General features: G+C 42.4%; 11 protein-coding genes and 3 tRNA genes. 9 read left to right on the top strand and 5 right to left on the bottom strand.

Features of this window, described 5'->3' with window-relative positions:
- Positions 1–37: 37 nt before the first annotated feature.
- The 7 genes from L3D27_RS03220 to L3D27_RS03190 all read left to right on the top strand — a co-directional run bounded on the left by L3D27_RS03220 (position 38) and on the right by L3D27_RS03190 (position 5,709).
- Entirely contained in the window at positions 38–520 is a 483-nt protein-coding gene (locus L3D27_RS03220; protein ID WP_284674210.1) for a hypothetical protein, read from the top strand.
- A 9-nt stretch (positions 521–529) separates the two neighbouring features.
- Positions 530–1,558 carry a DNA polymerase III subunit delta gene (gene holA / locus L3D27_RS03215; protein WP_432481527.1) on the top strand — a complete coding sequence of 343 codons (1,029 nt, stop codon included), beginning with the start codon at positions 530–532 and terminating at the stop codon, positions 1,556–1,558.
- A 322-nt stretch (positions 1,559–1,880) separates the two neighbouring features.
- Positions 1,881–3,182 (top strand): efflux RND transporter periplasmic adaptor subunit, encoded by a 1,302-nt coding sequence (locus L3D27_RS03210; RefSeq protein ID WP_432481526.1) that lies wholly within the window; start codon positions 1,881–1,883, stop codon positions 3,180–3,182.
- Between the two features lie 59 nt (positions 3,183–3,241).
- On the top strand, positions 3,242–5,248 hold the full coding sequence (locus L3D27_RS03205) for a MacB family efflux pump subunit (protein ID WP_432481525.1): 2,007 nt from the start codon (positions 3,242–3,244) through the stop codon (positions 5,246–5,248).
- Positions 5,249–5,374: 126 nt separating this feature from the next.
- Positions 5,375–5,450, top strand: a tRNA-Lys gene (locus L3D27_RS03200).
- 71 nt (positions 5,451–5,521) lie between these two features.
- A tRNA-Lys gene (locus tag L3D27_RS03195) sits at positions 5,522–5,597 on the top strand.
- 36 nt (positions 5,598–5,633) lie between these two features.
- Positions 5,634–5,709: transfer RNA gene (locus tag L3D27_RS03190), tRNA-Asn, on the top strand.
- Between the two features lie 252 nt (positions 5,710–5,961).
- Here the strand turns inward: L3D27_RS03190 and recJ are convergent.
- The 3 genes from recJ to L3D27_RS03175 all read right to left on the bottom strand — a co-directional run bounded on the left by recJ (position 5,962) and on the right by L3D27_RS03175 (position 10,714).
- Positions 5,962–7,731 carry a single-stranded-DNA-specific exonuclease RecJ gene (gene recJ, locus L3D27_RS03185; RefSeq protein ID WP_432481524.1) on the bottom strand — a complete coding sequence of 590 codons (1,770 nt, stop codon included), beginning with the start codon at positions 7,729–7,731 and terminating at the stop codon, positions 5,962–5,964.
- A gap of 55 nt (positions 7,732–7,786) precedes the next feature.
- Positions 7,787–8,722, bottom strand: a complete 936-nt coding sequence (gene ispH / locus L3D27_RS03180) for a 4-hydroxy-3-methylbut-2-enyl diphosphate reductase (protein WP_284674206.1) — start codon at positions 8,720–8,722, stop codon at positions 7,787–7,789.
- A 234-nt stretch (positions 8,723–8,956) separates the two neighbouring features.
- Positions 8,957–10,714, bottom strand: a complete 1,758-nt coding sequence (locus tag L3D27_RS03175) for a glutamine--tRNA ligase/YqeY domain fusion protein (protein ID WP_432481523.1) — start codon at positions 10,712–10,714, stop codon at positions 8,957–8,959.
- A gap of 231 nt (positions 10,715–10,945) precedes the next feature.
- Between L3D27_RS03175 and L3D27_RS03170 the strand changes: the two genes are divergently transcribed.
- Together L3D27_RS03170 and L3D27_RS03165 are read left to right on the top strand one after the other, a co-directional pair.
- A complete protein-coding gene (locus L3D27_RS03170) occupies positions 10,946–11,455 on the top strand; it encodes a peptidylprolyl isomerase (protein WP_373627474.1) in 510 nt (169 codons plus the stop codon).
- Between the two features lie 102 nt (positions 11,456–11,557).
- Positions 11,558–12,352 (top strand): UDP-2,3-diacylglucosamine diphosphatase, encoded by a 795-nt coding sequence (locus L3D27_RS03165; RefSeq protein ID WP_432481522.1) that lies wholly within the window; start codon positions 11,558–11,560, stop codon positions 12,350–12,352.
- Here the strand turns inward: L3D27_RS03165 and L3D27_RS03160 are convergent.
- Both L3D27_RS03160 and L3D27_RS03155 read right to left on the bottom strand, forming a co-directional pair.
- Positions 12,336–13,058 (bottom strand): rhomboid family intramembrane serine protease, encoded by a 723-nt coding sequence (locus tag L3D27_RS03160; RefSeq protein WP_432481521.1) that lies wholly within the window; start codon positions 13,056–13,058, stop codon positions 12,336–12,338. The two genes, L3D27_RS03165 and L3D27_RS03160, sit on opposite strands and share 17 nt — an antisense overlap.
- A gap of 60 nt (positions 13,059–13,118) precedes the next feature.
- The gene (locus tag L3D27_RS03155) at positions 13,119–13,952 is read right to left on the bottom strand and encodes an ion transporter (RefSeq protein WP_432481520.1); all 834 of its coding nucleotides are present in this window, start codon (positions 13,950–13,952) and stop codon (positions 13,119–13,121) included.
- Positions 13,953–14,010 lie beyond the last annotated feature (58 nt).

Here is a 14,010-nt window from a genome sequence, read left to right as displayed (position 1 = left end):
AACCACACTGTAGGTCATATTTGCTTAGGAAAACTTTATGAAAAAAACCCTAGCACCTGTCCTAGTTATGGCAATAGCAACAAGCCTTAGTGCTTGTGGCTTTGCCCTGCGTGGCACCCAAAATAGCGTATCAGCCAGCCCCTTATATGCCACCACAAGTATCATACTGGCGGACAATCAAGAAGCGTTAGCACTCAAGCAACCCTTATCAAAACAGCTACAGCTACTTGGCATCACAAACCAAGCTGATGCCACCAACACTATTAAGGTGGACAACTTGCGTTTTCGCCGTTATGAACTGGTAGGTACATTGACAGAGGTTCGCTTGGTATTGATGGCGGATGTCAGTTATACAATTAACAATCAGACACACAAACACCCAATCCAAGTAGAACAAAGCTATCAATATAACGAAGCTAGTATCATCACGCTAGATCAGCAAGGCGAAAAAACCAAGCAATGGCTGTATGAACATCTGGCACAGCGTATCGCCGAACAGTATTACGCCAAATCAAAATAAGATAGGCTCATGCAGCAGCGTTTTTTACCACTATTTAAGCAGTTATTAACTGCACAAAATGCACCACCCATTACAGGTTTTTGGTTGGTGCATTCTGATGAGCCACTCATGATTTCTTGGCTGATTGATGCCTGTCGTCCCATCTGGCGTGCCAATGAACAAACCATCAAACGCATTGAGCTTAGTAGCTCTAAGTCATGGAGCGAGGTGGTTACTGAACTTGATAGCTTAAGTCTATTTGGTGATACCAGTGCAATCATTATTAGTGGCAATCATAAACCTAAAGCCGACAAAGAAGGTCTTGCCAACATTATGGCAACACTTGAGCGTATTGCCCAAAGCACCCCCCATCATCTGATTTGGTGCTTACCCAAACAAGATAAAAAGTCTCTAGCCACCAAAGCGGTTAAGTTATTTGACACGCATGGTCTTATTATTGATGCCAATATTTATAACGAGCAGATGCGTCATGATGTTTTGCAGGTACAAGCTAAGCAATTAGGGATCACCCTAACACCCGATGCGTGGCAACTTTTATTATCACACACCGAAAACAATCTACTGACCGCTCATCAGAACCTGTGGCGACTGTCTTTATTATACCCAAATAACGCACAACCTATTGACCTTGCCATGCTAAATACCTGCTTGGTTAATGGGGCTGAATTTAGCGTATTTGATTTGTCCGAACAACTACTCATGGCAAATGCTACCAAAGCCTTGAATATCTTACAGCACCTACAAGATGTTGGCACTGCCCCGAGCATCATATTATGGGCATTGAATAAAGACGCAAGGCTTATTTTACAGTTACAATCAGGCAAATCAGCAGGTGATCTGGGTATTTGGCAAAGCAAAATTCAATCATACACCCAAACCGCCCACCGCACACATGGCATGAGTGGTAATTGGCTTAGATGGATTTATGAGATTGACTGTGCCATTAAAGGCATTTATGATGCCGATGTTTGGTTAATGATGAGGCAACTGTGTCTATCAATGTGCGGTTTATCATCACAACAAAGCCGTATACACTAAGTTAAAGCAGACTAACTAAAACCCCCAACCACTCACAGTTAATCAATCTAGCAACAATCATCATTTTAAATATCCACTCTTATGCCAGTAACCGCCAAATTAAGTAGCTCAATCAAAACTTATACACTTTAAGCATTGCCCATAAATTTTATCAAAAAAGACTTATCGCTCTTTTGTTATTCAAGCCAAGCATTTTATCAACCTTAAAACCGATGATCATGTTATAATCAAATCGTCATTTTATATTCAAATCATCTTTGCATCGTTTTATCAGTAGCATAAGATTGATTTTAGTTAAATACTAAAATTGGAAAGCCGAGCCATGACTATAATATTCACCAAGCAACACAAATTACCACCCATGATAAAATGGCTAATCGTCATTCTGGTTATTTTATTATCATCAGCCTTAGCTTATCATTTCTTTAAGACCAAAGATGCTCCGCCTAATTATCTAACAGCCGAAGCAACGATGGGCGATATCGAAAGCGTGGTTATGTCATCAGCCAAAGTTAAACCCATCAAAAGCATTGATGTTGGGGCTCAGGTATCGGGCAGAATAGTCAAGCTATATGTTGAAATTGGTGATGAGGTTAAAAAAGGCGATATCATCGCTCAAATCAACCAAGTAGGACAAAAAAACACCGTGTTAAACGCACAGGCAAACCTACAACAAGCTAACGCATCACTCGCCCAAGCCCAAAGCAACCTACAATCCGCCCAAGGCAGTATCAGTAGTAATACTGCCATCCTAAATGCACGCCTAAGCGAACTTAATAAAGCTAAAAAGGCACTAGAACGCTTGTCTGGCTTGGTAGAAATCAATGCAGTCAGTCATCAAGACTACGACGATGCCAAAGCTGCTGTTGAGGTTGCACAGGAGAATGTCAATGCTGCTCGTGCTAACATTCAAAATGCCAAAAATGATGTCAATGCTGCTCGTGCTAACATTCAAAGTCAAAAAGCCGCCATTAACAAAGCCCAAAACGATCTATCCACCGCCCAAGAGGACCTTAGTTATACCACCATCACCGCACCGATGGATGGCACAGTAGTTTCTATTACCCAAAAAGAAGGGACAACGGTTAATGCCATGCAGTCCGCTCCCACGATTGTTACATTAGCCGACTTAAGTCGTGTACGCATCAACGCCCAAATATCAGAAGCTGATGTCATCAATGTCAAGACAGGTCTCCCTGCTCGTTTTAATATCATCGGTAAGCCTGACGAACAGTTTGATGCGGTATTAACTGGGATTAACCCTGCCCCTGAGAACATTAGCACCAATAGTAGCACCGATTCGGCTGTATACTATATTGGCTATCTTGATGTGGACAATACCGAGAGAAAATTTCGCATTGACATGACCACGCAAGTCAATATCATTATCGATTCAGTCAAAAATGTTCTAACAATTCCTTCTGCCGCCATACAAAGCGTGGGCAATAAACACACCGTACAAGTGGTGAATGCAGACGGTCATGCCAAGATTGTAGAGGTAGAAGTTGGTCTAAATAACCGCATTAACGCTGAAATAAAATCAGGTCTACAAGCAGGTGATAAAGTCGTCATTGGAGAATCAGGTAAAGGCGGTCAAAATAAAAACTCAACAGACCGCCGATGATGCGATAAGCAAAAGACATCAAAACCACCAACCAAACAACACAATATACATGGCACTATATGACAACACACCCAAAAAAACCGCTCATTGAAGTGAAAAATCTCATTCGTGATTTTCAGGCAGGCGATGATCATGTGCGTATTTTGCATGGCATTAATTTAACGCTTTATCAAGGTGAGATGGTTGCCATCATTGGTCAGTCAGGCTCTGGCAAGTCCACACTGATGAATATTTTAGGCTGTCTGGATAAAGCCACAAGTGGAAGCTATACCATCTTTGGCAAATCGGTTGATAACATGGATGGCGAAGAGCTTGCTAAGTTGCGTCGTGAGCATTTTGGTTTTATTTTTCAGCGTTATCATCTGCTTGGCGACATCAATGCTTTAGATAATGTTACCGTTCCTGCAGTCTATGCAGGCACAAGCACCGCCAAAAGACGCAAGCGTGCCGCCGAGCTACTTGCCCAGTTAGGGTTAGCCAATAAAATCAATAATCGACCCAATCAGCTCTCAGGCGGACAACAGCAACGAGTTTCTATTGCCCGAGCCTTAATGAATGGGGGTGATATCATTTTGGCGGATGAACCGACAGGAGCGTTAGATAGTGGCTCAGGCAAGGAAGTCATGAATATCTTGCACCGTCTAAAAGATGATGGGCATACCATTATTATGGTAACGCATGACCCAAGTTTGGCTAGCCAAGCTGAGCGTGTGATTGAATTAAAAGATGGTCGTGTCATCGCTGATTATTACACAGACAATGCCAAGCAACAAGATAATAACCATCAGATACAAAACACCCATCAAAGCACCGCCATCAGCAAGCAGTCCTTTGACTCAAACAATGCCCTACTGAGCGTGCTAGACCGCCTAAAAGAAGCCTTTAAAATGTCCATCTATGCCATGAAAGCTCACAAAATGCGGACGCTACTCACCATGCTAGGAATCATCATTGGCATTGCTTCTGTTGTGTCAATTGTGGGGTTAGGTCAAGGCTCGCAAGCCAAAATTTTAAATGACATTAACGCACTAGGAACCAATACCATCACCGTTATTGATGGGTATCCTTATGGCGACCCACGCCGTCGCTATGGCTACGATAATCTAACTGTTGATGATGCCAATGCCGTCGCCGCACAACCTTATGCTCAGTCTGTCAGCCCACAGGTGGATACCAGCGTTTCTATCCGTTATAAGAATACCGAAGCCACAGGCAATATCAACGGCATTGGTCAGGATTATTTGGCGGTAACAGGCGAAAAACTTGAGATGGGGCAAGGCTTTAATGATGCTAGCATATCCGCTCTTGCTCAAGACATCATCATTGATCAAAATGCTTATAAAACTTTTTTTAACGGACAAGGCAATCCCATCGGTCAAATGCTGATGGTGGGTAATATGCCAGGGCAAATCGTTGGCGTACTTTCTGCCAAAAATTCATCATTTGGACACAATACCAACACCCCAAACATCTATATGCCCTACACAACCGTCATGCACCGCATGCTAGGCACAAGCCATATCAATTTATTCGTGGTACTCGTAGATACCGACACACCCTCTGACATCGCAGAGAATGCCATCTTTGACCTCATCAAATCTAGGCATGGTACAGATGATTTTGATATCATGAATACCGACAGCATCAAAGAAACTGTCCAATCCGCCACAAGCACCATGACATTACTCATCTCATCAATTGCCATCATATCACTCATTGTTGGCGGTATTGGCGTCATGAATATCATGCTTGTTTCTGTTACCGAACGCATAAGCGAAATTGGTGTACGCATGGCGGTCGGAGCAAGACAGTCTGACATCATGCAGCAGTTTTTGATAGAAGCGGTGTTGGTTTGCGTATTGGGTGGTATTTTAGGCATTTTACTTGCCTTTGGCATCGGAGCAGTCATTAACAGTCTTGGCAGTGATAATATTGGGGTGATTTATTCGCCAACTTCCATCATCGTAGCTTTTGTCTGCTCAACTTTAATCGGCATTATATTTGGATTTTTACCTGCCAGAAATGCCGCACGCCTAAACCCTGTGGAAGCGCTATCACATAACTAATCCCAAAATAATGGTTTTTTAGATAATTTATAAAAAACCATTATTTTAATTATTTTTAAATAATAATTGAAAAAACACTTGCAAAGTTAAAAATATGGTGTATAATACGCACCACATTAGCGATAAGGGTCGTTAGCTCAGTTGGTAGAGCAGTTGACTTTTAATCAATTGGTCGCAGGTTCGAATCCTGCACGACCCACCATTATCCTAATAATTCAAGTAAAAAAATACTTGCAAAGTTGAAATTATCTAGTATAATACTCAACACAAATTGGGTCGTTAGCTCAGTTGGTAGAGCAGTTGACTTTTAATCAATTGGTCGCAGGTTCGAATCCTGCACGACCCACCATTCTTTAAATAGACCGATAATTTAAAGAATTAATATTCCCCAATAGCTCAGTCGGTAGAGCATCGGACTGTTAATCCGTGTGTCCCTGGTTCGAGCCCAGGTTGGGGAGCCATATTAAAAAAGCCCTTTCATAAGAAAGGGCTTTTGTTTTTTTGATTTTATCTATCACCACTCACAAAAAAACAGCAATATCAATAAGAGTCGCAACAGTCATTTAGCTTATTAACTTTAAACCTTGATGACTATACTTTAGCCCAAGCAACCTTTAATCCATCAACCCTACAACACATCTATCAAGCAAGCATCATCAAAAAATCACAACCCAAACAAGCCAAAAACCCCTTGCCAAAGACAAGGGGTGTTATCACATACGGTGCGGTGCAACCATCGGTGCAATCTGATTAACCGCTAAATCCTTGATGAGTAATTGCAAACTTTGATTACCCTGCCATTCATTGATATCTAGGGCGAACAAAATATGCACACGACTGGCACGATAATCCCATTTATCCGCATCAAAATTAAACCAAATTGCATCAATGGGGTACTGAACTTCTGGCAAGCGGAGTGTTAGCTTTAGATGCTTGTCTTTCATGACACGAAAATTCAGCACTTCAAACACCCCATCAAAACTTGGTGGTGCAAAGCCATTGCCCCACACGCTAGCATTTTTGAGCCGATGAGCAAAATTTAAGCTAAAATCCTGAGGAGCAAGCTCACCATCAGTGAAATGCTCTTCGTTAAATACTGATTCATCAAAACCGTCTAACACCGCCAAAAAAGCCGTTTTAAAGGTGTTAAAATGGCGTTTTTTAATGGTTAGACCTGCTGCCATCGCATGACCACCAAAATGAGCAATTAATTCAGGATGTGTGATTGCCACCGACTCAATGGCATCACGGATATGCACGCCTGCTATAGAGCGTGCTGACCCCTTGATCCAATCTTCATCACCAACTTTATTCGCATCAGCAGGAGCAAATACAATCGTTGGACGATATAGTCGCTCCTTAATTCGCCCTGCCACGATACCAATCACCCCTTGATGCCAATTATCTTGATGTAGGACAATGCCTCGTGGTAGGGTCGGTTCGTCAGATGAATTTAGGTGCAGGTCTTGAATAATCTGCGATGCCTCATCACGCATTTGCGTCTCAATGGCACGACGAGAGTGGTTGAGTTTATTTAATTCAAGTGCCAGCGTATATGCCGTACTCCAATCGTCAGCAAGCAGACATTCCACCCCTGTTTGCATATTATCCATACGCCCTGCAGCGTTAATGCGTGGTGCGATGGCAAAACCCAAGTCATCACTACTGATTTTCTCATGGTATCGCCCAGATTGCTCAAGAATGGCAAGCACCCCATGACAGGCACGCCCATCACGAATGGCATTAACCCCATGCGTTACCAAGATTCTATTATTTTGGTCAAGCGTACCAACATCAGCTACTGTGCCTAACGCTACCAAATCCAAATATTTGGCAACACTCGTGGTTTTTTTTCCAGTCTCTCTACGAATGCGAGCCACTCGCCCCATCACATAAAATGCCACTCCAACACCCACCAAAGACTTGCTACCAAAATTACAACCTTGCTGATTTGGATTGACCACCGCAGCAGCCTCTGGCGATGCTTTGGTAGTAAGGTGGTGGTCGGTGATGATGACTTGCACACCCAGCTCTTTGGCACGCTCAACACCCTCATGGCTTGAAATGCCATTATCCACCGTAATAATAACCTCTGGGTCAAATTGTGCTACGCCATACTCAACAATCTCTGGTGTCAAACCATAGCCAAACTTAAATCTATCAGGCACCAAAAAATTCACATCAGCACCCATCTCTTTTAAACAACGAACCATCAAGGCGGTCGAAGTCGCTCCATCACAGTCAAAATCGCCAACGATTAAGATTCTTTTGTCGTCAATGGCGTGATCAATCAAGGCTGCCGCCTTATCCAGTCCTGCTAGCTCACTTGCAGGCAATAGACTGCCCACCGAAGTATCAAGCAGTAACACATCATCAACACCTCGTGCCAAAAAGACACGAGCCAGCGTTAATGAACCAAACTGTTGCACCAGCTCCTCAGGCACTTCACCCATGTGGCGTGGCGATAAATTAAGTTTTGTCATTTTGTTCTTCTTTTTATTGAGTTTCTTTGATTGTGCTTTACTTATGCTATATTCATCAAGTACGCAAAGACTTAGGCAGACTAAAAGTAACATTCTCTTCAATGCCACATATCTCTTGGGGATCTTCTGCCCCCCATGACTGCAAAGTCGCCAATACTTCTTGAATCAATATCTCTGGAGCTGATGCACCTGCAGTAACACCCACACACGCCACGCCATCAAACCACGCCTTATCCATCTGACCGGCATTGTCAATCAAATAAGCACATGCCCCCAAACGCTCAGCAAGCTCTCTTAAGCGATTAGAGTTTGATGAATTTGGACTGCCAACAACCAACACAACATCACATTGTTCTGCCAAAGATTTGACCGCATCTTGACGATTTTGGGTGGCGTAGCAAATATCATCTTTTCTGGGTGCGTTGATTTTAGGAAATTTATGTTTTAATGCATCAATGACCACTGCCGTATCGTCCATTGATAAAGTTGTTTGTGTTACAAAGGCAAGTTCTTTATCCTCATCAAAATTCAAGCCGGCGACATCATCAGCATCTTCCACCAGATGAATGCGACCGCCAAAACTAGTATCAAAACGCCCCATCGTTCCCTCTACTTCAGGGTGTCCTGCATGACCAATTAAAATAGCATCCATGCCTTCTTGGGCAAATTTACCCACCTCAATATGTACTTTTGTTACCAGTGGGCAGGTGGCATCAAAGACTGTCAAGTCTCGGCGAGTCGCTTCATCTTCTACCGCCCTTGAGACGCCATGTGCCGAAAAAATCACAATCGCCCCATCAGGGACTTCATCAAGCTCTTCAACAAATATCGCTCCACGATTGGCAAGGTCTTCCACCACAAATTTATTATGCACCACTTCATGACGCACATAAATCGGCGGATTAAAACGACGCAATGCCTCATTCACAATGGCAATCGCCCTATCCACACCCGCACAAAATCCTCGTGGATTAGCCAATAGAATCTTCATATCATCTTCTCTATTTTATCTTCATTTTAGCTAACTACTTTACCACATTTACGCCATTTACGCATTAACTGGCTAGAATTTTTATTTCATTTATCCTATGGCTGTTTTATTTGGTTAGTTAAGCAAACGGTCAAATAAAAACACCCCAAAGGTTAGAATCTGAGTGTCTAACTTTTGGGGTGTGGTTCAATCACTGACGGTTTTTTGATTAGTAATTATTCATTCAAATATTGATTAAAAACCATCTTTTAGACTAACAATTTGATTATACACAGGCAAATCTTTGGTAGATTCCACAGTATCTGCTACAAAGTAGCTTTCACGCTCAAACTGGAACCGCTCACCGCCCACAACATTCGCTAAAGACGGCTCAACAACCGCTTGATAAGTAGTGAGCGAGTTAGGATTTAGGTGTTGTTTAATCCATAGTGTATCGGCATCGGTATCAGCATCTAGCATGTCTTTTTCATGCAAAGTAACCTCTGGATGAATTTCATCATCTTCTAATAGCAGATGATTATACATACGGACAATCGCATCAACACCATGCGTGGCAGATACCCAATGAATCACCCCTTTAACCTTACGACCTTCTGGATTATTGCCCAAAGTCTTAGCATCGATGGTTGCAATCAGCTCAACCACCTCACCTTTTTCATCAGTGATGTATTCTTCCACTTTTAGAATGTAGCTATTACGCAGACGAATCTCAGGGTTTTCTGGCGACAGTCGCTTATAGCCTGCTGGCGGACTGACCTCAAAGTCGGTTCTGTCAATATAGATTTCTTTGGTGAACGGGATTTTACGCTCGCCCATATCCACATTTGGGTGCTTTGGCTGAGTTAGCCATAATACGCCATTATCCAAGCAAGCTTTAACCGTATCTTTTTTAAGATGCTTAAAATCTGCCACCGCCTCATCAAAGTTCTGAATCGTAACTTTTAATGGGCGAAGTACCGCCATGCCCCGAGCGGTTTTATTCTCTAGAGCATTACGAATACTAAATTCAAGCTGGCGAAAATCCACCACGCCATCGGTCTTAGAAATACCTATTCGCTCACAAAAGTCTCTTAACCCTTCAGCTGGATAGCCACGGCGTCTCATGCCTGCCACTGTTGGCATTCTTGGGTCATCCCACCCTGATACCACACCCATATCCACCAAGCGTTTTAGCTTACGCTTAGAAGTTAGCGTATGATCAATATTAAGACGACTAAATTCATACTGGTGTGGCGGTTTAACAAAGCCCACCTTTTCTACTACCCAATCATAAAAAGGTCTATGATCTTCAAACTCTAATGTACATAGCGAATGTGTAATATTCTCAATGGCGTCCGATAATGGGTGAGCGTAGTCGTACATTGGATAAATACACCATTTGTCACCTGTTTGGTGATGATGGGCGTGCATGACACGATAGATGACAGGGTCTCTCATGTTCATGTTGGCATGATTCATGTCAATCTTGGCACGAAGTACCGCCTGACCTTCTTTGTATTTGCCGTTTTTCATGTCGTCAAAACGAGCAAGATTCTCTTCAATCGTAGCGTTACGCTGTGGCGACTCAACAGATGGCTTGCCAAAACCGCCACGATGTTCACGAATCTCATCAGGTGTCTGAAAATCAACATAAGCATCACCTTGCTTGATGAGCTGTACCGCCCATTCATACAACCGATCAAAATAATGGGACGCATAGCGAACATCGCCCGCCCATTCAAAACCAAGCCATTTGACATCTTCTTTGATACTATCTACATAGTCTTGCTTTTCAGCGGTAGGGTTAGTATCATCAAAACGCAAATTACACACACCACCAAACTCACCTGCCACACCAAAATTTAGGCAGATGGACTTAACATGACCAATGTGTAAATAGCCATTTGGTTCTGGTGGAAAACGAGTGATGATGCCATCATGTTTCCCAACAGCTAGGTCATCACGGATGATTTGGCGAATAAAGTCGTTTTTTTCAGATAGCATCTCAGTCATAACAGTTTCCAATTGGTGATTTTTTTAAAGCATCAAACAAAAAGCATCAAATAATTAAACAAGTCGTGTCAATCTCACTATTCTAGCATATTTTTATTAAATAAAGAATTATCAAGCAGTCAACAATTTTTTTCCATGCAATTACTCTGATTTTTATTGAGCATTTCCCATTGTGCCAAAACTTTGCTATAATATCGTCAATTTCACTGTTAATTTTAAATAGGAATACCTATGGATATGCCGATTGTACAGCTTGACACCACCCATGGTGCGATTGTGATTGAACTTAATGCCGAAAAAGCCCCTGTTACCGTTGCCAACTTCCTTGACTATGTTGAAAGCGGTCATTATGATGGCACGATTTTCCATCGTGTGATTGATGGCTTCATGATTCAAGGCGGTGGTATGGATAGCGACATGAACGAGAAGCGTACTGGCACACCAATTAAGAATGAAGCGGACAACGGTCTAAAAAATGACATTGGCACAATCGCCATGGCTCGCACCAACGACCCACATTCAGCAACCGCCCAATTTTTTATTAATGTTAAAAATAACGACTTTTTAAATTATAGCAGCCCAACACCACAAGGTTGGGGTTATGCCGTATTCGGCAAAGTAACCGATGGTATGGATGTGGTCAATCAAATCAAAGGTGTACCAACCGGTCGCTATGGCTATCACAGTGATGTGCCACGCGAGCCAATCGTGATTAACTCTGCTAAAGTAATTTCAAAATAATTTTAGCATACTTTAAGGTGATTTTATTGATAAAGTCCACCAAATCCATCTTAAAGACTAGGGCGAAAATAATTCGCCCTTCTTTTTTCCACTCCATCAGATATGCAAAATTTTAATCATCTCATCACCACTCGTCCGCATGATATCAGCACGGTTTTTGTCAGCGACCTACACCTATCAGCAGACACACCTGCTTTAAATCAGGCGTTTTTGGCACTCCTAAAAGATTTGTCTTTTTTGCCAAATTTAATGCATTTGTATATTTTGGGTGATTGGCTTGATGGTTGGATTGGCGATGATGACTACCTAAGTCTAAACGATAATGAAAAAAAACAGCATTTTTTAACACCCATTTTATCAGCCCTGCAACACTTATCAACAACAGCCAAGATTCATGTCATGCATGGCAATCGTGATTTTGCCATTCGTCAGACACTCTGCGATGAATTTGAAGGCAGGTTGATTAAGGAGCCCTATTTTTTACAGTCTGGTCAGCTTTACAGATTAGAGCATGGCGATCGCCTTTGCACTGATGATAAAGCATATCAACGCTACCGTAAGATTGTCCAAACCCCCCTTATTGCTTGGCTGATTTTAAAACAACCACTTGCCAAAAGAAGACAAATTGCCAACAAAATCAAAGCCAAGTCCACTCATGACAAATCCGGCAAGTCCAAGCACATCATGGATGTCAATTCTCAAGCTGTACAACAAACCTTGATGACCTGCGATGTACTCATACATGGGCATACACACCACCCTGCCATTCATGAGATGACCAACAAAAAAAGAGTAGTTTTGGGTGATTGGCGACATCAAGACGGTGGCGTGCAAGCGGTGATTGGGGTGATGGTGGGCAATCAAGTGGATTTATGGACATTTAAATGGCGTGCATAACCGCCATGATCTCATTATGAAGATACCACCATATCAAACCATAGACAAGTAACAGTACCATAGACAACAACCAAAAACACACGCCAGACAGTCGCCATCGACTCACCGCCCAAATCAATAGGGCGAACAATGCCCCAATACACGCACCACCCAAATGAGCTGCCTGATCAATCCCATCAATAGTCAAGCCCATCACAAAGTTTAACCCCATGATGATTGCCAGACTTTTGGTGTTTAGTACAAACATGGTGGGTGTCTTTGTGATTGCCAATACCAACAAAAACATACCAAAACCCATGATGCCGCCCGATGCTCCTGCCGATACACCAAAGCGTCCATCTGCTAAGACTTCCTGCCAAGTGATGTAAAGGTTTAATAGATTACCACCCACTGCCGATAATAAGAACAACGCCAAAAACTGTAGCCTGCCAACTATCTGCTCAACCACCATGCCAAAATAATACATGGCAAAACCATTAAACAACAGATGAATCAATCCGATGTGCAAAAAGACACTAAAAACCAATCGCCACGGCTCATAAGTTAAACTCAAGGGCAAAAAATTGGCACCAAAAGCGATTAAATCTTTTGAACTTGGGTTATCAAGACCTACGCCTTGTAGAAGCTGATAGCACGCCACCACCACAAAAGAGACGATTAGGACTAATGTGATGGGTGCTTTTTTGGATAAAGTTTGGATATTCATCAAGCATAGGCCCTAAGATAAGCCATCAAATCAAAATACATGGCTAAAGATAAAGATGGATTAGATGTGCAAATCATGCCCACATCGGTCGCAAAATTTAGCGTTAGAAGCATGACCAAATTTACCACATTTTGGGCAACTGATAGGATGTAACTGCGGTCGCATCGTGCGGGTTAGCTCGGCAGTAAAAATACCTGTCGGCACAGCAATGATGGCATAACCGGTTATCATCACCATGCTTGCAATCGCTTGACCAATGGGTGTTTTTGGTGAAATGTCGCCATAGCCGACCGTTGTCAAGGTAACGACCGCCCAATAAATAGACAAAGGAATACTGGTAAAGCCATTTTCTGGACCCTCAACCACATACAACACCGAACCAAAAATGGTAACCAAAAGCAATAAAGAAATGAAAAAAACAATGATTTTGTGCTGAGAAGTCTTAAATGCCGCCGCCAAAAACCCCGCCTGTTGCATATAAGAACGCAATTTGAATATACGAAAAATACGCAAGATGCGTAAAATTCGCACCACCAAAAGATACTGCGTTCCCACAAAAAATAGACTTAAATAAGTTGGCAATAGTGCCAATAAATCCACCACACCAAAAAAACTAAAGGCATAACGGCGGCGGTCAGGGGCGGAATATAGCCGTAAAATATATTCTATGGTAAATAATACCGTAAAAAACCATTCTGCATAGAGAAATAGCCGTCCATACTGCAACCTAAAAATCAGTACACTATCAAGCATAACCACCGCCACACTTAGCACAATGCCAAGTAGCAAAATGACATCAAAGAATTTACCTGCACGAGTGTCCGTGCCTTCAATGACGACATGAATGCGCTCTTTTAGGGGTAGTGTCTTACGATAGGAATGAATGGGACGCATTAATACTCTTGATTTTTCAAATTGATGTATTTTAGCCCAAATTCTCATAAAAAACCAC

This window comes from Moraxella sp. ZY200743, assembly GCF_050885545.1.
Lineage (GTDB): Bacteria > Pseudomonadota > Gammaproteobacteria > Pseudomonadales > Moraxellaceae > Moraxella > Moraxella haemolytica.
The sequence above is the reverse complement of the archived record's forward strand: the minus strand, read 5'-3'. Positions and strand labels throughout refer to the sequence as shown.

Bases quoted from the DNA above. Each gene is read 5' to 3' on its own strand.
- L3D27_RS03220 (WP_284674210.1), top strand. From the start codon at position 38: ATGAAAAAAACCCTAGCACCTGTCCTAGTTATGGCAATAGCAACAAGC.
- holA (WP_432481527.1), top strand. From the start codon at position 530: ATGCAGCAGCGTTTTTTACCACTATTTAAGCAGTTATTAACTGCACAA.
- L3D27_RS03210 (WP_432481526.1), top strand. From the start codon at position 1,881: ATGACTATAATATTCACCAAGCAACACAAATTACCACCCATGATAAAA.
- L3D27_RS03205 (WP_432481525.1), top strand. From the start codon at position 3,242: ATGACAACACACCCAAAAAAACCGCTCATTGAAGTGAAAAATCTCATT.
- recJ (WP_432481524.1), bottom strand. From the start codon at position 7,731: ATGACAAAACTTAATTTATCGCCACGCCACATGGGTGAAGTGCCTGAG.
- ispH (WP_284674206.1), bottom strand. From the start codon at position 8,722: ATGAAGATTCTATTGGCTAATCCACGAGGATTTTGTGCGGGTGTGGAT.
- L3D27_RS03175 (WP_432481523.1), bottom strand. From the start codon at position 10,714: ATGACTGAGATGCTATCTGAAAAAAACGACTTTATTCGCCAAATCATC.
- L3D27_RS03170 (WP_373627474.1), top strand. From the start codon at position 10,946: ATGGATATGCCGATTGTACAGCTTGACACCACCCATGGTGCGATTGTG.
- L3D27_RS03165 (WP_432481522.1), top strand. From the start codon at position 11,558: ATGCAAAATTTTAATCATCTCATCACCACTCGTCCGCATGATATCAGC.
- L3D27_RS03160 (WP_432481521.1), bottom strand. From the start codon at position 13,058: ATGAATATCCAAACTTTATCCAAAAAAGCACCCATCACATTAGTCCTA.
- L3D27_RS03155 (WP_432481520.1), bottom strand. From the start codon at position 13,952: ATGCGTCCCATTCATTCCTATCGTAAGACACTACCCCTAAAAGAGCGC.